The organism is Ureibacillus chungkukjangi (assembly GCF_044795995.1).
Classification (GTDB): domain Bacteria; phylum Bacillota; class Bacilli; order Bacillales_A; family Planococcaceae; genus Ureibacillus; species Ureibacillus chungkukjangi.
The window spans coordinates 3,052,344-3,074,985 of sequence record NZ_CP085009.1; the positions used below are offsets into that span (position 1 = coordinate 3,052,344).

Here is a 22,642-nt window from a genome sequence, read left to right on the forward strand (position 1 = left end):
AACTATTACACAATTCCCATAGAATTCCATTATACCTAAATTTAAGTTACCATTACTAGTAATTTTTAACTCTTTCATTCTAACAACATCTTCCTCCTTTTAGAAAATTGAAGTAAATATAACTATTGATTATTATTTGCTTAACAACAGTCATCGGGTATTTACCCAACGGTATGGATTTGGTTTCGTCGCTAAAATAATACCAAATTGGTGAGGTGCCCATTTGGTATTATTTTAAAACCCTTGATACGTAAGGTTTGCAATATTCGTGTCTATAGATAAAAAAAGACGCAATTTCACTTTATAATTGCGCTAATTTTAAAGAACCTTTAGTTTATAAACTAACTAATTACACACCTATTCGAATAGATACCTAATACTGAACTTATATAAATCTTTACCTAGATCATTTACCAGAAATAAAGTACCTTCCTGTGTGCTTAACCAGTTGATAATAACAAACTTTCGTAAACAGAATAAAATCCTGCTTTAGAAAAATTAAAAGATTGAATATTAAAATTACCAGTTTTACCCAATATATTAAGACCGTTATACCCCATTCGATATAATATATCTATAGTAATAGACAAATCAACTAATCTTTCAACATCGGTTTACTTTAAAAAGCCTATTCGGAGGCAAGTATCTACAAAAAACCATATTCTCTTTTCGTTTTAATTTCAAGTAGTTTTATGCTTTTTTGTTCAAACAGGTAATATTCGATAACTGTTCGTTTCATTATCTTTCCATGCACGTTCTTTATGGGGGTGTAGTAGCCTTTTGTTGATTTATTAGGGTTTTCATTTTTGTACAGCAATCCTATAAAGATACCCTTCTACTATTTAATATAGCTATTTTCCATTGTTTTCGGCCGGCTTTATAATAGTTCACAAAAAATTCAAATTAAAAAGAACCACTTTTATCTGTATGATTAAATTAGGACAGATTTATTAGTGGTTCTCATTTTATTAATTTTTTACATATTCTTTTGAGATTTCTAGTGCTTTTAATTTAAGTTGTTCAAAAAATCTTTGTAGGGTCGTTTCACCAACATTTTTATACTTTCCTAACAACACGAGTTCTTTTGGAAGTTTATTAACTTTTGTTATATTTTGCTCATGGAGTTGTTTGTTAAAACTCGGGCTGCCTGGAAAGTCTTGAATTGTCAGTTCAACTTCACCTAATGCTTCGGTTAATATTATGTAATCTTCTTTGTAGAAAAGTATCATTTCACCATGATGTTGTTCTTCAATTTTTTTACGAATTGTTTCTTCTTCTACGTATTTTTTTAACTCCTCAAAAAATATTGTGTCATTTTTCCCATTAAAACGTTTTACATGCTGATGAAGACCTTCAATATTTTCAGGTATTTCACTCATGATTCTTGCTTGTTGTTCACCATTTAAGCGTACAAGGAATGTTGTTGATTTCGGGAAACGTTGCGGCAAAAGAAAGGCGTCTCTAAGGAAAAACGGTATTTCTAATTGCTCAACACCATATTGAATGATACGAGATACTTTATGAAATTTTTTACTACCCTCATTTAAAACATCCTCCTCAGAATCAATTTCGCCACCTTGCAATCTTGCTTCTAAGCCTTTGATAATCTCTAACACTTTTGATAAGTCTTCATTATCCGTCGCTTTAACAGCAGGTTCATCATATTCAGGTACTTCAATTTCTGTTGATCCATATACTTCAATATACCATTTGACTACTTTATAAGTGTTTTCCCAAACCTCAAGTGCCTCTCGTATATAAAATTTTCTAAATGAATCATGTGCAGCAGCATTACCATATTTTCTAATTATATAAAGGGCCCCATTTTGCTCATCTGTTATAATACCTTCTCTATGAAAATAGGTGATTCTTTCCTGAAAAGTATTTGGGACTATATTCGTTAAGTTTTCTGCCTCGACTGCTTTCTCTAGCAATGTTTCGGCCAATGTACGACAAGATGTTAATGCCATTCTTGGACTTTTATATATGATACTCTCAATTTCTTGACATAGCTTTGCAATTTTCGGAAAAGAATTATCTAAAAAATTATATAAATGCGACAATGATTTCTACTTCCTTTCTTTCGTATACCTTCATCTAAAAAGAGAAGATACCCTTACCTATGATATCTTCTCTAATTTTAATTTTATAAGTTAAGCATTCTTTTTAAGCTTTCTAACTCTTCTTTCGATAAAGTGATTCCTTTTCCCATCTTCTCTTTATTAGGGGCCCAATCACGTAAATCATATTTGGGCTCTTTTCCATTCCAGCTAATTAGATTCAGTTCTTTTGTCCAGCCTTTTGGAGATTCTGAAATAATGCCAATTTGTTCAATAACTTCGAATTTGATTTCAGCCATTCGTTTTCACCTTTCTATGAATAGATTGCTTGTTGATCAACTGCTCGTTTGAAGCTAATACCTGTATCTATTAGCCAACAGTAAGTCTTCCCCCCCTTAGATGCTATATTCTTTTTTAAACTGATACCTTTTGATTAGCAATTGCTTGTTTCACTTTTTCCTGAATCCCTGAGGTATCGAATGGGACAATTACATTTTCAGCTAAATAGGATTTATCTGTTAAAATTTGGTGCATAATTTCTTCGACTGTACCATTTGGGAAATTTATAGAATCTTTCGTAATAATTTGATAGACATACACTTCTTTTTGTTGACCAATTCGATAGGCTCGATCTGTAGCTTGATTTTCTACTGCAGGATTCCACCAACGGGTATAATGGATAACGTGGTTCGCACCAGTGATTGTTAACCCAACACCTGCAGCTTTTGGTGAAAGCAACATTACCCCAAAACCTTGTTGTTCATTGAATTGACGTACTACATCTGAGCGATTTGTGGTTTCTCCATTAATAATTGGTACAGATATTTGAAATTTTTCACTGATAAATCGCTTCAGTAGCGCCTGTACCTTTTTAAATTCAGTAAAAATTAGAACTTTTTCATTTTTTGCTTGAATATCTTCCAACAGCTTTATTACAGCATCAAATTTTGGTGGTATTTCTTCATCTATTTCAAATTCCGTTAATGCATTCGGATGAGCATATAAAACACGCAAACTACCAATAACATTTAGTAGATTAGATGTTTTAGAGCGTACATTTGCCATCATTGCTGCGGCTAGCTGTGATTGTAATGGGGATGCGTTCACATAAATTGGTTTTAATAGATGCTTTTGTGGAAGTTGATCTTTTAATACTTCATCCTTTGTTCGACGCAAATAATATTTCTGTAAGCAATCTTTTAGACCCTCATAATCTTCGTTTTTAATAAACTTCTTTTTAAACTCTGAAAGTGCACCTAACGCACCTGGTTCAACGAAATCCATAATAGTCCATAGTTCCTCTAAGCTATTTTCAACAGGCGTACCGGTCATCGCAAGTCTAAATTTCCCTTGCATTGCACGGATAGCTCGAGAACGACTTGAAGAATTCGATTTTATATTTTGTGCTTCATCTAGAATTATACATTCAAATCCTATTTGACCAAGTAACAGTTGATCGATCTTCAAAGTATCGTAGGATGTAAAAATTAATTGCTGGTTCTTTAGATTTTGAACATCTTTGATTCGGCTAGACCCTTTATGAATATATATTTTATCGCTTAATTCGGGTGCAAATTTTGCAATTTCATTCACCCAGTTTTCAATTAAAGCAATTGGTAATACAACTAATGATGGAAACAGCTTATTTTTTTCTAATTGCCTTTGCATGAAGGTAATAACCTGAATGGTTTTACCAAGTCCCATATCATCTGCAAGTAACCCACTAAACCCTTGTTCATATAAACTACAAAGCCAGTTATAGCCTTCCTTTTGATGAGGAAATAAATTAGCTATCATTTTAGATGGCAGTTCATATTCATCAATCATTGTCAGCTTATTTTTCGCTAAATTGTATGTAACTTCATCCTCATTGCCCATAATTTCAAGAGCATATTTTTCATTTGTTTGTTGTTCGTCTTCTGAATTTAGGCCTAGAGATTGCTTCAATTTTTTATCAACAAAAACCCAGTTCTTTTGATGGTGAATGAATTTGCTTTGAGGCTTCTCAAGGATTTCTTTTCGTAGCATTTCCTCATCAACTTCTAGTACATCGCCTGTTTCATTATCAAACCATGTGCGTTTGCCATTCATAATTGTTGGAGTTGGGCGAACTATTTTCACAAAACCAATGACTCGATCCGAGAAGTTTTCAATATTGAATGGTTGCACTAAATCCGGGAAAAACGCTTCAGGATTTTGCACTAACATCGGAATTTCTTCACCAGTAAATATTGATTTTTGCTTTATTTTTTGGACATCTTCTATTACTTTTTTAGGAGTGACATAGCGTTCACGAGCATTTGCATGTTTGATAGAATTTCGAATATGCATCGAGTTTAAATGTGCAGTTTCCTTCTCATCTTCACCAACAATTGATAATTGTAGTGTTTCATCGTTAATAATTTGAGGTTCAATTTGATAATTATCTATGAGGTGATACTTTTCACGCTCTAAAAAGCCATCTAGCTTAATATTTGCTTGTAGAGCAAACCCTCTAACAATAGCTGTCTTTTCATAGCCGTCTTCATAATCCTCTTTTACTATTGCTTGCCAAAGTTTATAAATCTCTTCTGAGACAAAATATCGTCTGTTTCCTTGAATCACAAAAGGTAACCGAACTTCCGCAATTTGTTGGAGATTTTTATTATCTACATACAACTGCAAATCGAATTCTGGATTTGAAGCAGGTGTACCGTTAATTTTTATGATTCCAGTCACGTTGCTTAAAAACTCATTTATACCTAATGCAGTGAAAGCTTCTTCAAAGTCGGGATTATTAACTAACTCGTAAAAATGTTCGATCTTTAAGAGATTTTGTGATTCAATATACCCCTCATCCACAAGGAATTCGTATGCCCAGTATGCATGAAACCCGTCCAACTTCACACATTCTCTAAAATCAATATCATTTAAAGGAATTGTTAAGTTTGTTTTAACTCCATCTTGCTCTGTAAAAAATTGAAATTTAATTTCTTCATAATTGGTTGTTATATTTAATTTTAATATCTTGTTCTTAGGTATATTTTTCCGCTTAAAAATATTAAACATTCACTATACCTCCCAATTTAGTGCCCTTCTTAAATAATGATCAAAGTTTCTTTGCCAACCACCAGAGTGAGTTAACCAACCATTTTTGTAGACGAGGCCTTTATCCATAATCATTCTACGCTCTAAACGATATGAGGAAATTTTATAACGCTTATACTGTTCACTTTCTAGTCCTTCTCGATAACGTTTTACCTTCTCACCAAATTTCGTTTCAAACGTATCTAATTGGTAGACGTATACTGCACCAGTTCCTAATATCTCCATAATAACGACATCTGCAAAATAAAATAAAATCGTTTTTCGATCATCTAAAACTAGTGCATCTTTCATTCGAGAAATAAATTTTTCCCAGTATATAAAACGCTCATGATTTTGACTAATCCCACTGAAAAACTCTTTAATATTTTTTCGTAAAAACCATTGATGGAATCTTTCCTTCACGTCTTGATCTGTTTCTGCCCAGAACATTGGTCTTTTTATATAGGTGTTTAATTTATCAAAAATTATATAGGAAATGTCTTCAAATTCATCCATTGCATTTGCTCGAACAAAACCTGTAACTAATCTTTGAACTGTCAAATTATCTGTTGCTTTTAAGGTATCTTTAAAACGCTTTTCTTCACGTTTATACAAATCAATTGTTCCATGCTCAAAAATGTATAAAAAGATTTCTCGGTAAAATGCATGTTCTTCACGGATGAAATAATGGTCAAGTACAGCATCTATACTATTTATACGTTCTAAAATTTTGTTACCAACAAAAGCGACATGATCTTTAGATATGCCCATATATTCATTCCATGCATTTTTTATTTCTGCTGTCCAAAATTTATTATACATTTCAGGATTTGAAATATAGCCTCGAACTAATAAAGGCCAATAAGGGTCAAATATATTTTCCGAATAACATTGATGCAGTAAATGTGCAAATACTATTTTTTTCTCTTTTAAAATTTTTGAGATTTCTAAGATTATGCTAGTTCGTTGTTCATCTGCAACAAGATCACGATAAATAAACGGTAATAGTTGCTTAAATTTACTATCCAACGATTTAATCCAAACATTAAATTGTTCAATTGGCTCTGAATTTTTCACATCAGCTTGACCGCGTAGCCGCTCTAAGCTAGTTTTAAATGCTTCTTTATCATAGTCTGGATAAGGTAATAAATTTACTTTTGCAAAGTTTTCATTTACGTATTTTTTAAACGTAAATGGCTTATATTCAAAGTAAAATTTCAATTTCCATCCACCAACTTTTGAATTTCCTCAATTTTTTCTTCTTCTTTTAGACGGAATAAAAATTCAACACGTCTTGAAGCATTTGCATCATATTCCCCAGATTCATTATAAATTGGCACTACATTGCTTCGACCATTTGCAGTGACAACTTGTTTTGAATATTCTTTTTGTTCAAAGTTTGGGAAGTCATTTGCATAAATTACTTTTAATACAGAGAAAGCACGTTCCTGGGATAAATTAAGATTATATAAATAATCACCTGCATTATCCGCATGTCCCTCGATAATAATTGTAGAAATTTCATCTCGATATTTATCTTGCAGCAATATATCTAAATACTTCGGAACAAATTGTGCTAATGTTCCTTTACCTTCTTGAGTAATTTCAGAAGAGTTAAAAGTGTATAAGATATTGGTTGCTAATTGTATTGCCCCAGTGTCTGGATCAATTTCTAACTCGATATTCGAGTTTTCAAATTCCTTCATCAATGCAGCAATTATTTCACTTTTTACACTAGTGATTTCTTCAATTTGCTTTTCTTTTTCAGCTAAATCTTCTCGATAATCCAAGACAACCACTACTAAAAGTAAAACAAACACCATTAGTAGTGCACTCATCAAATCTGCAAACGACATCCAATAATTTGGTGATGAACTACCTCTTCTACGCATTAATCTCTACCTCTTACATACGCAAGTTGCTCAATTGTATTATTCATAGCCTCTGTCAAGTTTTCCTGTGATTCCAAATAAGTACCAGAAAGCGATTTGAAATGCTGAACTACTTTTGTTAATTCCTTTTCAAACTCTTGGAATGTTGTAGTTAAACCTTTTTCAATACCTGTTGAGAAGTTTTCCATCGATGTTTCTAATTGTGTTCGCGTATGTTCAAACGTAGTTGCTGTTGACTCCCACTGCGTTTTACTATAAGCAATTTGTTTCGAAATTTCCTCAGATTGTTGCTCGGATAATCCAATAAAATCTTTTAAATATGTTAAAACATCCTCATTCCATTGCTGTAAATGGGGGATTAACTCTGCTTGACGCTCTTGTAATACTTCTAACTGGTTCATTGTGTTATTTAATGATTCTGCTGTACCTTCCATATGTTCCACTACTGGACCGAGTTGTTCTACTGTTTGTTCTGTTTTAGACAATAAATGAAGGTTAGTAGAATTTGCCTGTAAATAAGCATTTGCTGATTGTGTTAATTCATTTGCTAGTTCTCCAAAACGTGTTGTGATTAGCTCCGTTTTTTGCATAAGTTGTTCTAGCATTGTATCTTGTGATGTTTTTAGCTGTTGACCAAATTTACTAAATTGAACAACTAAATCATTTGAGCTTTCCACGAATTCACTAGAGCGTGCTAGTATTTCTTGCTGTAAAGGTAATTGTGCATTTGATAACTGTTGCACTTCTTTTAAGGAAACAGATAAAGCTGATAGTTCTTCAGATGCTTTTTCATAAGAATTCTGTGATTTTTCCATTCCTTCAGACAACACTGAATAAGATTCAATCATTTGTTCTGTACGCTCAAATAATTGATCTTGTTGAGCTGATGCCATTTCAAAACGATTCATAATTTGCCCAACTGAATTCACCATTTCTTCTTGCATCATTTTCGACTGATTAAGTACGTTTACAAATTCACCAATCACTTCTTTAGTATCAGATGATAAAGATTCCACTAGCTTATCGCTTAATTCATTGCTTTGATTTTTCGCTAGTTCTAACTGTTGCTGTGTTAACTCATTTTGAGCAGTTAAATGAGACTCCATATTTGTAAATCCATTAACTATGCTTTCATTATTGGATTGCATTGTATGAATAAATGGTGTAAAAGCCTTTTCTAATGCATCTGTTAGTAAAGTTGTAATTTGCTCTGCCTGCTTAGCTGAAATTTTTTCTAAACGATTTAAGAATATTTCCTCATCATCTGCATTAAGTAATAACGATAGTTCGTTCGAATGCCAATCGATTTTTCCTTCTAGCGACAACCTTATTTTTCGATCAATAAAAATCCAAATTAACGATAATACAACACCGACTACAGAAGTTAAAAAGGCCGTTGTCATACCCGAAATTAAATTTTCAATCCCATCTCTAAGTAACTCAGGGTCTAAACTATCCAATCTAGACAAGCCAAATGTTAGACCAATAAATGTACCTAATACCCCTAAAGATGTGTGTACGCCTCCACCTAATTCTAAAATCCCCCGTTCACCAATGGCAAAATGCAACGTTTCAATACCAAAGTATGGTTCAACTTTTATTTTTTCATCTAGTTCTTTTTCTTCAATACGTTTATAATATCGTTTCCATTGCTCCACGTATTTCGATTTCGGGTTTTGTTGTTTAAACAGCTCATTTAAGGAATAGTTGTTTAAAACCTCCCCATTTTCTTTCTTCTGTTCTATTGCTTTTCTAATATTATCTAACGTTTTGTGTTCAATTGCTTTACTCGATCTATACCACCAAAGGAGCCCCGCAAAAATCACCATTTGAATAATTACATAAATATTAGTGAATGCTGAAAGTCCTCCTATTAAATCCTTAATATAATCCATCATCTTCTCCTAGCTTTTATATATTCAACTTTAATTATATATTTTTGGAAATAACTTAGAAAGTTCATAGGTTAAAAATATTATTAACATTTGATAAAAAAAATAGAGTTTATTCTAAAGTCAGTCATGACATTTCGTAATAAACCCGTTTTGCTTTTTCCAGAGGTGGAACATTAAAATATGAAATTACTTATAAGCCAAATTTCATTGACCAACGCTTCTTTTACAAAATATTTCTATTCTAATATAACAATCTAACTTTTATATGTCATTAGTAAATTAAGTTAATGACTCCAATAATAATAATAATAATAATAATAATAATAATAATAATAATAATAATAATAATAATAAGGAAAGACTATTAGAATTTTCGGCCGGGAGCACTAAAAAACGCAGGACAAGTGTGCCCTGGTAAAATTGATCGAATACCAACTTATTAATCGAATATTCGAATATCTTCTTGCTTAATCTCTACTACTTATCTAAATTTCTGTATCCTAATTTTGTAAGTATAGCGAACGATTTTATAGATTCTTCCTGTAAAGTAAGAACGATAACAAAAATTTTTCTTAGTTTTAGTTAAATATTAATAATATGCCTGTAATTATTTTATTGTATGGAGACGGCGGGAGTCGAACCTACCTTCTCCAGAAACAGCTTCTCACAAGTGTTCACACAGCTTTTTCAGGTTTTTTATAAATTACTAACATCGGTTTTAACATCGGTTTATTAAAAACGTCTATTCGGAGGCAAGTATCTACAAAGAACTATATATTCAATTTCACTTTAAATTGAAGTAGTTTCACACTTGAAGGCACTTCATTTTGATAACACGTTCAAAAACAACAAATTATTTTAGTAAGTATTTAAATAATTCCTTAATTAAATCCACATGATCATATCCAAATTCATTTTCAAGCTTTAACGAAATTACATGTAGTCCTGATTCCTTAAGAGCTTGTGCATTTCTACCGTATACATCAAATAAAATAATAAAATGTGAACCTCCAATATATTCTTTTACATAAGTAAAAATGTCTTTAAAATATTTATCTTCAAAAGAAAAACCGATAAATAATAGCTTATAAGAAAGCATATTACTTAATAACATTTTTGTTTTATCATCAGAATACATCTGTTCATAATCTTTTTTAGAAACAACCATAGTTTTGGGCCTTTGATATATACCATGTAAATGTACTACCCTACCCTGTTTTTCATTAAAGAAATCTTGTAGATTCTCAATTTCATCTAATAAAAAAGGATAAATTCCATTACGTTGATATATAGATAATGCATCATCATAATTTGTAGTAAGATAAAAATCTGAATTAAGATTTAAGATATCATTTATATTGTGAAATGCATTATCAACTTGAGTATTAAAATTTATTTTAATATAAGCCGATATCTTTTCTTTAATATTGGTTTCATTATAAGTCATAGATTCATTTATTAAGATATCAATAGCTGCAAAAATATCTCCATTATTATCTAGTAATTCTTCAAACTCTTTCTTATCTCTACCCACTAGTCCATCTGAGCAAATTTTAATTAATCCTTGCCAATTTGGTAGTCCTAATGGCATTGAAACCCCTGCACCTACAAATGGAATTACTTTTTCTTTAATAAGACTCTCTTTTAGTAATCTTAGGTTATGTAAATATTTTTCATCAACAATTTTTAGTATTTTTTGCTGCTCATAACCTTCAATTTCTTTTATTATTTCTTTGGAACGGGTAGAATATTTCGCCTTAACGTAATGATTAAGATGGTTAACTTCTTTACTACAGAATTTACAGATGCTATCTAGATTTTCTGCGATATTCATTACACTCTCAGCTTTAACACATTGATAACTATATTTTACAGTTATTATGCCCATCTCTAAAAGTTTGTCTAATATTCGCTGAATATCTTCTTTACTAAACTCAGACTTACTAAATAAATTAGTTGAAAATGTATTATTATTTCCTATTAAATCTAAAAATTCGATTATCGTTGAATCCTTAATTTGTAGGTCCATCACTAATTTTTCTAATAACATGGCTAATTAACTCCTCGTTTAATGCTCTGGTTGGAAGAAAGATTACTTGAGTCATTTGTAATCTTACATAAATTGTTGTTTGTATCACATCGTAATTTTTAGGATCTGTATGTTGATAATCTGTAAACCATGCTATACACCATTTGTCTAACGAACTTGCCTCAGAAAAATTATTATAAATGCTATGATAGATTTCAGATGAAGCAACTGGTTCACTTTTGCTTGAAGATTGAGTGGCACCTTTATCAAATTTAGATGAAGTATATTGTATTTTCGTAGGATAACCATCTAGTTTTAGTGATTTAGCTTTTTTTTGAAGGTCCTTACTCTTATACTTAGATTTTACATAAGCTCCATTCAAGAGTGATAGAATACTATTTTTCAACGATGATTTATCAGCATTACTTACTGTAATCTCTTCAGTAGTTAATTGTGATAAGTAATCATTTATGTTTTGAGAAACTCTGGATTCAAGTTTTTCAGTAACTAGCGCTCTATCTTCTCTCAATAGAACCTCATCAAAATTTTTACAGATTTCATACATTCTAAGTCTAACTTCCTCAACATCATGCGGTTGAAATTCAATTATATTTTCAAATTTATTTATTACCCAATCGCGATATGATGGAAGTGTGATTTTTAATTTGTCAATCAAATCTGGTGTATCACCTTTTTCTAAATCAACAATGTTTCTAAGTAAAATCAAACATTTTTGATTAGAGAAATCTATTATTACCCCACAAACATTATGAATTGTCTTCCCTGATTTTGTTAGCACTACATGTGAGAATAACAGTCGGGCTTGATCTATTCCTTCATTCTCAACATACTCTAATCCTAAAACAAATTTATCTCCAAGATTAGTTTCATCCCCAAGCTTGGTCATTAAATTAAATCCATCTTCTTTAATAAAAGATTTCATCACACTTGGGATATTCGAAGAATCATTTATTTCTTTCAAAATATCAATAATTTCTGACTTAAACTTTTCTTTATCAACATCTACATTATAGATAAAAATATTTTTTAAGTGATTAAACATTACACAATCAAAAAATACTTTATTATATATCTCTCTGGGAATTAGTGAGTAGAGTTCTGAAATGCTACTAGAACCAATATTATCTTCACTAATACCATGTTTATTTAACAGTGCAAAGAATTCAATAGGTTCTACATAATCTAATAATTTATTTCCTAAGAATACATCTATAGATTCTAAGTTTGTCGCTGGTTGAGATGTCATTGATTATCCCCCTATGTTAAGCAAATCCAATTTTTACATTACCAAAATTATCTAAATTTGAATATTAACATAATTTAATCATGAATATAGCTAAACTGCAAAACATCTATTCTTTTTCTTACATCAAAAAATTACTTTTAGTTAACTTTCCTAACTTAGAATTTTATATTGATACTACCAATTCTATGTAATCTAAAAATAGTGTAGCTTTTTCTTTTTTTAAATGGTTACTTTTGTGACCACTTGAAAAAGAGGGGAGCTTCACGATGAAAATCAATCCTATTGCATCAGGTATTGATAAAGTTATTATTAATGGAATCTGCAAGGAATCACCGATAAAATATGAGGAAAATCGTATTGTTAGTAGAGAAGTCAGAAGAACAATAGCAGACGGGGTGAATAAGCCATCTGTTAGCTTCAAATACGGAGAACAGGAGAAGATCAATACTTTTGAAGTACCTTTTTTCGGGAAAATTCATCAATATCAAAAAGATGGTATCATTCAAAATTCCTTTTATGAAAAAATGAAATTCGGAAAAATGTATTTTAATTCTAAGCTTGTACTTTCTAATGACTTTGGACAATTATATAAACCTTCAATAAAACAAACTACTGGCTTAATGCCATTCCGCTACGTTTTTAATCCCAATAAAGCACTTCGAAGTGGTTCTTCATTTATTAATTTTTTTAATGATTTAATCGATACAGCTGAAAGTTTTGAAATCCCAGAGCTACATATTAACTTTGATTTTGAAGAATCAATCTCAAATTATGTAATGATCTGCCTTAACACAAGCAGAGTACATAATGATACTTATCAAAATACAAAGTACTTTGGATTTCAACAAAAAGCAGCTGTTCGCCATGTGATTTATGACAAAAAAATCGAGATGCTTGCTAAGAATAAGAGAGTAGATCATCTTCCTAGCACATATCATCGCTATGAAATCCGCCTTCGCGATAAGAAAACTGTATTCGATTTTATTACAAACGATAAGAAAAGAGAAAAAATACTTTCTGAGCTTGTTTTCCTTAATAAATTTCCAACAATTGAAGAAATTCAAATAGCAAGTGGATGCACACTAATGCGTGCAAAGCTTGTATTATCGGTAATCGAAAATTCAAATAAGCTAAATGAACTGAATAAACGAGCCAAAAAAGAAGTAACAGAAATTCTTCGGAATCTCAATGTGTTGAATTTAGCTTTTGATGTAGAAAATTTAATACCGTACTACAGCATATGTGAAGGAAGATTACTTAAGGAAGAAGTTATTCCTAATACTCTAATTGGTGAAACAATGGTGTATCCTAACATTAAAGAAAACCAATATTCATTAAGCGAAACAGAAGATACTCTATCTGTTTCAAATACTTTCAATAACTTAAGTGGAGAAATTCTGGAACATGTTGTTGAAAAAGATGGGGCTTGGAATCATCGTAGACACCATTCATTAAGTGGAGAAGAATCGGAACATCAGTTTATTGAAAACTTTAATCAATCGCCTCCTATTGGTAATAGCATTACGGTGCATAATCATCTTTTATTAGTATTATTTATAGATCACCCCAATTTACCCCACTGTTCTCCTCTCTACAATTATACAGCCAGTAATGGATGTAGAAGTCCCTAATTAAATTTCTTCTCGAAGCTCGATATTATCAAATAGGTGGGCAAAAATGTTAAGGGACTAACAGAATCGCCAGCCGAAGGCACTACTCAACTTTCCTTAATCATCTATGAATAGTGTAAAGCCCTCAATTACGTCTTCCAAAACATAAGCCTTATTCATCATAGCTGATACTATTCGGTAGGAACCACATTAGCATTGTCAGAATATGAATATGATTAAATGACTGCCCTTTTCTCTCGTACTTGTTATAAAAGTTAACTTTCTTTCCCTACACAATACTAGGGGGTGGGCATCGAAAGAATTTCATATATTTCTAATGTAATATAGCTTCCGCCTCAGAAATTATAGTAAATTTACTACTTATTAGGGCTTCAAGTCAGGAGATAAATATAAATCAGAAGTCATATTCCTGCATTAACTTTGTTTCATTTTGTTGTATTCCCCTTCAAATCCTATAATGTTTAAACCTACTTCTCAAATTTTCACTTCATATACAATAGGCTAGAATGCACTTTGTGACATGACTTTATTTATTCAATGATTACTTATTTTCTGTTCTAAAAAATCTTGCAATATAATGTTTTGCCTTTAAAATGACAAATTCTATAAAAATTTTTATAAAATCGACCGAAAAAAAATGAAAATGTTAAACTGCTTTTTAGAGCAACAAAACATCATAAACCATTGATATAAAGCCATTTAGCTACTACACCACCACCAAGCTATTGAATATTTCCCTAATTTGAAAAAGCCCTAAAAAGAAGTTTGACTAATTTGGAATAAATAGCTTATGTTGGATGCAAATAAGAAAGGAGGAGACAAATAATCTATTTTCTCAATTTAGATTACATTTTAGAAGATTGGGATGACTTAGAAGATGCATGGGATGATTATGATTTCTTTGACGATTCCGATGACAATATTGGAGAGGCACTTAAATGTATGAGGGAAAACGACGGACTTACTTTAAAGGAATTTGAAGCAATTACTGGAATATGTTATTCACTCACTTCTCGATATGAAAATGGCAAAAAAAAAGTTTCTCCAAAACATAGAGAGATCATTATTTCTTTTATTGTTGGTGAATACATGGAGGCAGTAAATCTCCTTAAACAGGAAAAGAAAGGAGGAATAATTGATGACTAATTATGAATCTTTAATAGAACGCTTACTTGATGAAAATAGTCGGGTGGATACCACTGATGCACAACGAGAGGCTAATGAGTTTCGAATAAAACAAATTAGGCTATTGAATAGACCGCTTCCCCCAGTTACTCCGTATTTACGCTTCGATCCAATTTCAGTACGTCTTCAAGATAATAGTTATTCCTATTCACCTAAGAAACTCCTAGAAAAGTAATTCAATTATTAATTTAAAGTTTAACGATCTTATTATAATAATTGTAAAACCTTTACCCTCACCAAATACACCAAATTCTTTCTAACTTCGTAAGCCTCTTTATTTATTTCAAGTTTTTGATTAGTGTCAATATATCTAGTAGAGATTAAATTACTAGATCGATAAGGACATTTTATGCCTAACTATAAATAAACAATTGTCATTTGCCATATATAGCGCACATAGAATACTAAGAGTATTAATCATTGGGGGCGTTAAAAATAGAAACACTTGAACATTTGGTTTACTTATATAACCGCAATATGGCCGGTCCTGAAAACTGGAAATTAAGCGATTTTAAGAAGAAGTCAAAGCCATTAGACGTTTTAATAAAAGATGCAGTATATGGACGATTACCTAATACTCTACAAGATTCCCATCAAGCCCAAATTGAACGAGATGTACTAGGTGAGATGGAAAGGCGATTACTGGATAAAGCTATTAAAGAGAAAATGGAAAAGTGTAAAGATTTTATAGAGCTCTTTACAATTGTATATGATGAAAGTGTTCCTGGTTTTGGTTCGTTAAGTGTTTACGATACCTCATTACGATTAGGTGCTATCTTTAACATCTATCCTGAAGTGATTTTTTTACACCGTGGTGCATTAGTTGGTGCAAAGAATTTACTTGGCATTAATGCACTAAATGCAATAACTATCAACTATAATGAAGATACAAGATACCCATATATTTTAAAAGAGGATCTTCCTGAAGTACTTCACACATTAGAAGCTCATCATCTTGAGAACTTCTTTTGTCGTTTTAAAGATCGTTTGAATAAAATAAATTAAAGCGCTGCTATAAGTTAGTAGCGCTATTTTTTCATCCAATTTTATACTGCTTTTATTCTAAGTTATTTTTCATCCTTCATCTTCCATTCGCACAAATACTCGGTGTTTGTTATTTTCGCTTGGTATATAAAGAATTTCTGCTTCTTTATAAGGTAGTTCAACCACTTCATCAATAATTTTAATTATATCGTTTTCCTTTCTTTTTCTCATATCATTTTTTAATTTGCTCAAGTTTTCGTTTTCTAACTCAACTTTTTTCTTCACTTTATTACCATCGAAAATAGTTTTAGCTGCAACGGCCATATTGTACCCTTGTTTAATTTTACCCCAACCAGTAAAATTGCGAATATCAGCTAATTCATTTAATGATTTTTCTAATTTGTCCTTTTTATCAACAAATTCGTCACTACTCTGCTGCTGTATTATTGAATAGATTTTCTCAACTTCTAAGTCAAATTTATTATAAAAACTATTAGCATAATTTTGTTTTAATTGCATTCTTAGTCCATTAATTATTTCTATTTGACCCTCGATTTTCATTCTTATTCCAATCTCAATTAGTTCTGCAAACAAAGATAATTTATTAGCCTCAAAGGCAATTATAAAATCAATATCCGAAAGTTTCCTTTCTTCACTTCCCTGTCTTTTCAAACGAGTTATACTTTCTTCATGAATTTCATCTGCAGTTTTTTTATAGCTCCTAATAGCAGCTAAATCAGTAGTATCAACAAATTCTCTATTTGCAATTTCAGACAAACCTTTTCTCGCTGCAATCAAACGCCCAATGTTTGTATCATGATGAATATTTATAAGTTCTTCTAATTTCGCATCCATATCCATAATTTGAGCATTAATTTTATGCAAATAATATGTCCCTGAAATAGCTGACATCGCTTGCATTCCTGCTGAAAGAATAATTGCTGGATTCACTGCAGTACTTAAACCAACGTCAGCAAAACCAGCGTGCTGGACTATACGTCCCGACTCGTCTCGTAGCATTGTTGATGTAGTTCCATTTGCAAATTTAGACAAATTGGCTGGATTTGTAGTTGCTGTAAACAATCCATTAGGTGCTTGTTTTGCAATTTGAGCTAATGTCATTCCTTGATTTGCAATTTGCAATCCCGTCTGTGCAACGTTACCTGCCATCAATGACAAGTCCGATACAAAGACCTCCTTGTATAAATTCATTGATTCAAATTTAGCATCAGTTATTTTCTCAAAAGAGAGCTCACCACCTGTAGGATTAGAGACTACAATTTCATTTATGCTATTTAACATTTTATCTTCAGACATTAAACTATCTCCTCGACCATTTCATTAGATATATTATACACGGAAATTAATTGAAATTTTATGAAAAATGCTAAAAAGCCATATTCCTCTTACATTATTTTAATTAATATATTTTGATAATTGTCTTTCTATCTTCGAAGAAATATATATAAGACTGTTTAGTATAAGCTTGCAAATATTATGTTAAAAGGTTGTACTAAGTTAACAATAAATAAATCCTTTAAGGCCAGAGCTGCTTCCTCTGTCAAAACGCTGTCGTTTTAGTAGATTCGACATGAAAAACTACTGAAAAGAATAACCGTGGGAATGCCCTTAAGTCACGTTAAATAAAAGGTAAGGTGAGTTGAGCCGATGCAGAAAATCAACGTAGCAACCATTAGGCAAGGTCTTTACTGCTGTTTTCAGACCGGGTTGTGAGTCTTAGAGGAGTGGGAACGACTTCTTGCAGTAATGGTTCGGTAGGTGTTTCGATTGGTTATGGCCAATGGTACTTGTCATGATGTATGTGGGCGAAGCTGCATATGCTAGATAGCTAGTGATAAGTTGAAGAAATTCAGGTATTAAACAGCAGCATCATCTGGGGTTCCCTGCTTTGGACTGAGGTTATATCCTTGATAAATACCACTCCTCTGTCCTTGAATCTTTATTGATTCTTGAGACAGGGGTGGGTATTTTCATAGACAGGTAGCCCGCATTACCTGAGGTTATCAGTCCAACAGATTTGATCTAATACCAACCATGCTCTTATAAGCAACAACGTCAAAAAGGCACTCAACAAAGAGTGCCCTGACAATGCTACCTATGAAATAATCAGTTCAGAATTTCGATTTATGTCATCAATAATTCCAATGATTGTTTTAGCATCAACCATATTTTCCTTAAACACCTCTATGATGCTTCCAACAGTTTTAAATGGTTCTTGCTGCAACACCTTTTTATCAAGTGTCCCATTCTTCACAACATAATCGATAATAAGCTCTACAAACTTAGCCTGTTGAATATTGAGTCTTTGTTCAGAAAGGAAATCTGAGAATGCTTCATTTGCAGCTTGTCGATCTAAACCAACAATGCTACGTACAAGTTTTGTTATAGGTGTGTCACCAAAGTCATTTTCGTACTCTGCTTTTGATCCTAATTCCTTCCACAAGATATCTTCTAACATTTCAACATCTTGCTTCGTTAATGGTTTGTTATTACGTAATTTATAAATAGCCAATTGATCTTGATGTTCTTTCAAGTAGTGGTGAACCTTTTTGCGGTAGCTTTTTAAATCATTGACGTTGTACATAGATGCATTTTCATTTACCTCTAACACTTCATCTTTGAAGTTTGTGAAGTAAATTTTTTGCGTTTCTTTCTCGATAAATTTAACTAAATCACGTAATGCAGAACGCACTTCTTCTAATGCAAAGATATCGGCACTTTCCCAGAACTCTTCTGTTAGCACTTTATCAATAATTGGTTTCTTCTCTAGTACTTGCGGAATCGTACCAAGTTTCGAAAGTGCTTCCGCTGTCGTTACGACGCTACGTATTGGTTTTGTAGCGTTGTTTGATTGCAATTTTGCTAACTCAATCGTGTACATGACTAAATCGAATCGTTTAGCAAGTTCGTCGCCACTAATCGGTGTGATCAAAGAAGAAATATGCTCTTTAATTTCACTTGTATCAATAGCAGATAGTGCTTGCCATTTACTTCTTACTTTAAACTTGTGAACGTATTGAATATGTTGACGTACTCTGAAGTTTTCATCATTTAAAGATTGAATATCTTGCAACACACTATTTAAAACTTCTGAACGATGTTTTATATATTCATCTGTTTGGTAATCAAATCCTTGCAGTTCACGTATAATGTCCACTTTTGCGTTGAATAATCTCTCTGTTAACGTGGTAGTAGCATTTCCTTCTGTACCTTTTGGATTTTCGCGGAAGAATTCAAAGTTTGCACAGTAATCAAAGATCAAAAAGTTTTCTTTGTCTAGTCCAAGTCCAAATAAATCAGGGCAAAGTCGTGTGCCACGTCCAATCATTTGCCAGAACTTTGTTTTTGAACGAATCTTTTTAAAGAATACTAAATTAACTACCTCTGGAATATCAACACCTGTATCAAGCATGTCTACCGAAATAGCAATTTGTGGGAGCTTCTTAACAGTAGAAAAATCATCAATCAATGTTTGATAATAATTAATGCTGTAATCAATTACATCTGCATATTTACTACCTAATTCCGGGAATAAGATATTAAATCTTTGTTTAATGGCTTCTGCATGACGATGTGATTTGGCAAAAATTATTGTTTTACCAATTTTGTCTCCACCTTCAACACGAATTCCCTTTTCCATTAAATCTTTTAATACTTGATCAATGGTATTCGCATTAAATAACCATTCATTTAAGGCATGACTATCTATATCCTTTAAATCTGGTTCATCTTCAAAGGTATCTTCAAACTCTTCTTTTTCTTCTTCTGAAAGATCATCATAATGAATACCTTCTTCCAGAAACTTCATCTTTGTTTCAATCGTGCGATAGTCAACTAAATAACCATCTTCAACCGCTTTTTCTAGTTCATAAGCGTATGTTGGAACACCATTTTCAAGATCAAATATCTCATAAGTATTTTTATCGATTTCATCTTTTGGTGTAGCTGTTAAACCTAATAACATGCTATCAAAATAGTCAAATATACTGCGATACTTTTTATAAATGCTTCGATGTGATTCATCCACAATAATTAAGTCAAAATGTCCAACAGTAAACAATTTGCGGCCATCTTTCCGTTTAGCTTCATCAATCGCATTCATCATCGTCGGATATGTCGAAAACACCATACGACTCTCCTCAGGATTGTCCTTATTATTTAGTAAATTACATAGCGTTAGGTTAGGCATTTGAGTATTAAAGTTGCGATACGCCTGTTTTAACAATGTTGTACGATCTGCTAAAAATAAGATGTTCTTTACCCAGTTATGACGCGCAAGGACATCAACAATGGAAATAGCAGTACGAGTCTTTCCACTTCCTGTTGCCATTACAAGAAGTGTCTTTCGTTGATTGCGCGATAAAGCATCACAAACAGCTAAAATGGATTCTTTTTGATAATAACGATTTGTAATGTCATCGTTAATTTCAACATTCACAAGTGGCTTTTTTAAATGACGCCGATCAACTAGTAGTTGTAATTCTTCTTTATCATAAAATCCTGATGTTCTACGAGCAGGATAGCTGTCATGTTCAATATACGTTTCATAACCATTTGTATAGAAAACGACTGGTCTTTGTCCTGTCATTCTTTCTAAACAATCTGCGTAAAGGTTGGCTTGTTGACGACCAACTTGTGGGCTTTTCGAAGTACGTTTAGCTTCCACAACTGCTAATGGTTTTCCGTTATCGCTATATAAAACATAATCGACGTAACCGATGCCGGCATTGTTTGGCATTCCAGTAACTTCTACTTCACGAATAACATCTTTATCAAATACCCAACCAGCAAGTTTTAAATCTAAGTCGATATACTTTTGTCGTGTAGCAAATTCAGACAGTTCATCAACTTTAAATCCATCTTCTTGAGTATGTTGCTTACGCTTTTCTGAAAGTGTTTGACGAAGCGCTTGGTTTTCTTTCATCAGTTCTTCAAGATTACTATCTTTCGCACTTAACTGTTCATATAAATCCTGAAGTTCTTCTGGTCTCTCTCTATTCGTATCTGGATTAATATGTAGAAGGGATTCGTCAAATTTTGTAGCTTCGTAATTGTCTGAATAACAATAGTCAATCCAAGAAACAAATTGATACAAGTGATGTAAAGCTAAAACCGCTTCATCTTGTGTGATGGTAGCGTTCGTATGAACAGCAGTATTTCCTAGCTTCACGATGTATTTCATCATAGGTAGTAATTCTTCATCAATAATACCTAAAAAGTTTCGATCATGAATCAAACTCGATAAACTATCTTGATAAGGCATTTTCAATTCACTATCGAATTGATACACCCATTTAACAGCAAGCTCTAGAGCCCGTCGCGTCAAAATCGCACACGTTGCTGGGCTAACAAGCATTGCTTTTTCAGCTTCTACACAAGCATTTGAGAAGCTTATATATGGTTCCTTTGATTGTAAAAAGCTAAAGTTCTTCATGGACATAACCGCCTTGCTAATTATTTTGATTTTGATTGGTCTTGGAAGAGTTCACCTTTTAAAGCTTTTTGAATCAATGCATTATTTAGATTTTCTAACTCATTTAAACTTCTCTTCAAAGCTAATTTCGATTTATCAACTTGTTGTACGAAAGAAGCAAATTGGCTTTGAAGTTCAATTGATGGTAAAGGTACTTTTACACTTTTTAATAACGGCAAAGAAATCTGATTAATAGCAACAGTTGTTTGCATTTGTATTTGTCTTCTAAATGCTTCCGTTTGAAAAAATGTAAATAGATATTCAAAAAATGGACTTCTAATTATTGTCATAAATGTACCAAATGTCATCGGTTCTTTACTTTCAGGAATTTTTGCTACTTTGCCCACTAGCCTTGCACTCCCATTTCGATTACACATAAGAATATCATTTGCCTTAACCAAGAACTTTTCATCTACTTTTTTTGAAATTCTCACTATATCCTTAGTATCAAACTGATTACCTTGGACATTACTTGAACGTAAGACAATGATTCCATCATCATTTACTTCTTCTGGCTTATAGGTAATACCCTTTACTAGTTCAGCAACATCATTAATTTGTTTCATTTCAAATCCCTTTGGATTAAGAAATGGATCCCCAAATAAATCTAAAAAAACACTTTGTATTAATTCATCTAATACAGCAATTTGAGTTTTGCGTTTTTCTATTAAGCTTGAAGAACTATCTAGAACCTGTATAATTTTTTTCTGGATATTCTTAGGGGGAATATTGACATACACTTCATTAATATCTTTTAAAGATAAATGTTTCACAGTTACAAAAGCTGTTTTGTCCTCAATCTTTTTTAATACCGAAGGAAGTAAATAAAGCAAATAATCTTCTTCAAGGGAGTCACTATTGCTTTTAATTCTACAAACTCGTTGATTTAATAATGCCTTTCCACTAGACCACTTCTTTATTTTAAATTCCCCGTCCATAGTTATAAGTAAATCTCCATCATATACAATATACTTATCATCGTATTCGCCCTTATAATATGTTTTGATAATTCCTGAATTAACATCCCTAATTCTTATTAATGGTATTCCTTCTTTATCATCACTGAATTGTGAAGACTTAAATGCATAGCCTGAGTCAATTTGAACGCAATCACCTAATCTTACCATCTTGGAAGCCAT

The 22,642-nt window shown here is 32.0% G+C and carries 15 protein-coding genes; 4 read left to right on the forward strand and 11 right to left on the reverse strand.

Annotation, left to right across the window (positions count from 1 at the left end; genetic code table 11):
* Positions 1-968: 968 nt before the first annotated feature.
* The 8 genes from LG296_RS15205 to LG296_RS15240 form a co-directional block, all read right to left on the reverse strand.
* Entirely contained in the window at positions 969-2,063 is a 1,095-nt protein-coding gene (locus LG296_RS15205; RefSeq protein ID WP_404427156.1) for a DUF4145 domain-containing protein, read from the reverse strand.
* A gap of 83 nt (positions 2,064-2,146) precedes the next feature.
* A complete protein-coding gene (locus tag LG296_RS15210; RefSeq protein WP_404427157.1) occupies positions 2,147-2,359 on the reverse strand; it encodes a YdbC family protein in 213 nt (70 codons plus the stop codon).
* A gap of 115 nt (positions 2,360-2,474) precedes the next feature.
* Positions 2,475-5,108, reverse strand: a complete 2,634-nt coding sequence (locus LG296_RS15215; protein ID WP_404427158.1) for a DEAD/DEAH box helicase — start codon at positions 5,106-5,108, stop codon at positions 2,475-2,477.
* Between the two features lie 3 nt (positions 5,109-5,111).
* The gene (locus LG296_RS15220; protein WP_404427159.1) at positions 5,112-6,347 is read right to left on the reverse strand and encodes a hypothetical protein; all 1,236 of its coding nucleotides are present in this window, start codon (positions 6,345-6,347) and stop codon (positions 5,112-5,114) included.
* Positions 6,344-7,018 carry an OmpA family protein gene (locus tag LG296_RS15225; protein WP_404427160.1) on the reverse strand — a complete coding sequence of 225 codons (675 nt, stop codon included), beginning with the start codon at positions 7,016-7,018 and terminating at the stop codon, positions 6,344-6,346. Before LG296_RS15225 ends, LG296_RS15220 begins: the two co-directional genes overlap by 4 nt.
* Positions 7,018-8,913, reverse strand: a complete 1,896-nt coding sequence (locus LG296_RS15230; protein ID WP_404427161.1) for a hypothetical protein — start codon at positions 8,911-8,913, stop codon at positions 7,018-7,020. The genes LG296_RS15225 and LG296_RS15230 overlap by 1 nt, the downstream gene beginning before the upstream one ends.
* A gap of 853 nt (positions 8,914-9,766) precedes the next feature.
* Positions 9,767-10,963, reverse strand: coding sequence for an SIR2 family protein (locus LG296_RS15235; protein ID WP_404427162.1), 1,197 nt, complete (start codon positions 10,961-10,963; stop codon positions 9,767-9,769).
* Positions 10,926-12,209: a hypothetical protein gene (locus tag LG296_RS15240; RefSeq protein ID WP_404427163.1), complete on the reverse strand. Its 1,284-nt coding sequence runs from the start codon at positions 12,207-12,209 to the stop codon at positions 10,926-10,928. The genes LG296_RS15235 and LG296_RS15240 overlap by 38 nt, the downstream gene beginning before the upstream one ends.
* A gap of 266 nt (positions 12,210-12,475) precedes the next feature.
* Between LG296_RS15240 and LG296_RS15245 the strand changes: the two genes are divergently transcribed.
* From LG296_RS15245 to LG296_RS15260, 4 genes are all read left to right on the forward strand, one after another.
* Positions 12,476-13,840, forward strand: a complete 1,365-nt coding sequence (locus LG296_RS15245) for a hypothetical protein (RefSeq protein WP_404427164.1) — start codon at positions 12,476-12,478, stop codon at positions 13,838-13,840.
* A 942-nt stretch (positions 13,841-14,782) separates the two neighbouring features.
* The gene (locus tag LG296_RS15250) at positions 14,783-14,986 is read left to right on the forward strand and encodes a helix-turn-helix domain-containing protein (protein ID WP_404427165.1); all 204 of its coding nucleotides are present in this window, start codon (positions 14,783-14,785) and stop codon (positions 14,984-14,986) included.
* Positions 14,979-15,200: a hypothetical protein gene (locus tag LG296_RS15255; protein ID WP_404427166.1), complete on the forward strand. Its 222-nt coding sequence runs from the start codon at positions 14,979-14,981 to the stop codon at positions 15,198-15,200. The genes LG296_RS15250 and LG296_RS15255 overlap by 8 nt, the downstream gene beginning before the upstream one ends.
* A gap of 245 nt (positions 15,201-15,445) precedes the next feature.
* Positions 15,446-16,030 (forward strand): hypothetical protein, encoded by a 585-nt coding sequence (locus LG296_RS15260; RefSeq protein WP_404427167.1) that lies wholly within the window; start codon positions 15,446-15,448, stop codon positions 16,028-16,030.
* Positions 16,031-16,099: 69 nt separating this feature from the next.
* On the opposite strand, the gene LG296_RS15265 is transcribed toward LG296_RS15260, so the two are convergent.
* From LG296_RS15265 to LG296_RS15275, 3 genes are all read right to left on the reverse strand, one after another.
* A complete protein-coding gene (locus tag LG296_RS15265; RefSeq protein ID WP_404427168.1) occupies positions 16,100-17,326 on the reverse strand; it encodes a hypothetical protein in 1,227 nt (408 codons plus the stop codon).
* Between the two features lie 799 nt (positions 17,327-18,125).
* On the reverse strand, positions 18,126-21,470 hold the full coding sequence (locus LG296_RS15270) for a DEAD/DEAH box helicase family protein (protein WP_404427169.1): 3,345 nt from the start codon (positions 21,468-21,470) through the stop codon (positions 18,126-18,128).
* 14 nt (positions 21,471-21,484) lie between these two features.
* Positions 21,485-22,642, reverse strand: coding sequence for a restriction endonuclease subunit S (locus LG296_RS15275; protein ID WP_404427170.1), 1,158 nt, complete (start codon positions 22,640-22,642; stop codon positions 21,485-21,487).

What these genes read in the sequence shown, in the direction of transcription:
- LG296_RS15240 (WP_404427163.1), bottom strand. Translation starts at nt 12,209, where the DNA reads ATGACATCTCAACCAGCGACAAACTTAGAATCTATAGATGTATTCTTA.
- LG296_RS15265 (WP_404427168.1), bottom strand. Translation starts at nt 17,326, where the DNA reads ATGTCTGAAGATAAAATGTTAAATAGCATAAATGAAATTGTAGTCTCT.
- LG296_RS15225 (WP_404427160.1), bottom strand. Translation starts at nt 7,018, where the DNA reads ATGCGTAGAAGAGGTAGTTCATCACCAAATTATTGGATGTCGTTTGCA.
- LG296_RS15270 (WP_404427169.1), bottom strand. Translation starts at nt 21,470, where the DNA reads ATGTCCATGAAGAACTTTAGCTTTTTACAATCAAAGGAACCATATATA.
- LG296_RS15215 (WP_404427158.1), bottom strand. Translation starts at nt 5,108, where the DNA reads ATGTTTAATATTTTTAAGCGGAAAAATATACCTAAGAACAAGATATTA.
- LG296_RS15230 (WP_404427161.1), bottom strand. Translation starts at nt 8,913, where the DNA reads ATGGATTATATTAAGGATTTAATAGGAGGACTTTCAGCATTCACTAAT.
- LG296_RS15210 (WP_404427157.1), bottom strand. Translation starts at nt 2,359, where the DNA reads ATGGCTGAAATCAAATTCGAAGTTATTGAACAAATTGGCATTATTTCA.
- LG296_RS15250 (WP_404427165.1), top strand. Translation starts at nt 14,783, where the DNA reads ATGAGGGAAAACGACGGACTTACTTTAAAGGAATTTGAAGCAATTACT.
- LG296_RS15245 (WP_404427164.1), top strand. Translation starts at nt 12,476, where the DNA reads ATGAAAATCAATCCTATTGCATCAGGTATTGATAAAGTTATTATTAAT.
- LG296_RS15275 (WP_404427170.1), bottom strand. Translation starts at nt 22,642, where the DNA reads ATGGCTTCCAAGATGGTAAGATTAGGTGATTGCGTTCAAATTGACTCA.
- LG296_RS15255 (WP_404427166.1), top strand. Translation starts at nt 14,979, where the DNA reads ATGACTAATTATGAATCTTTAATAGAACGCTTACTTGATGAAAATAGT.
- LG296_RS15235 (WP_404427162.1), bottom strand. Translation starts at nt 10,963, where the DNA reads ATGTTATTAGAAAAATTAGTGATGGACCTACAAATTAAGGATTCAACG.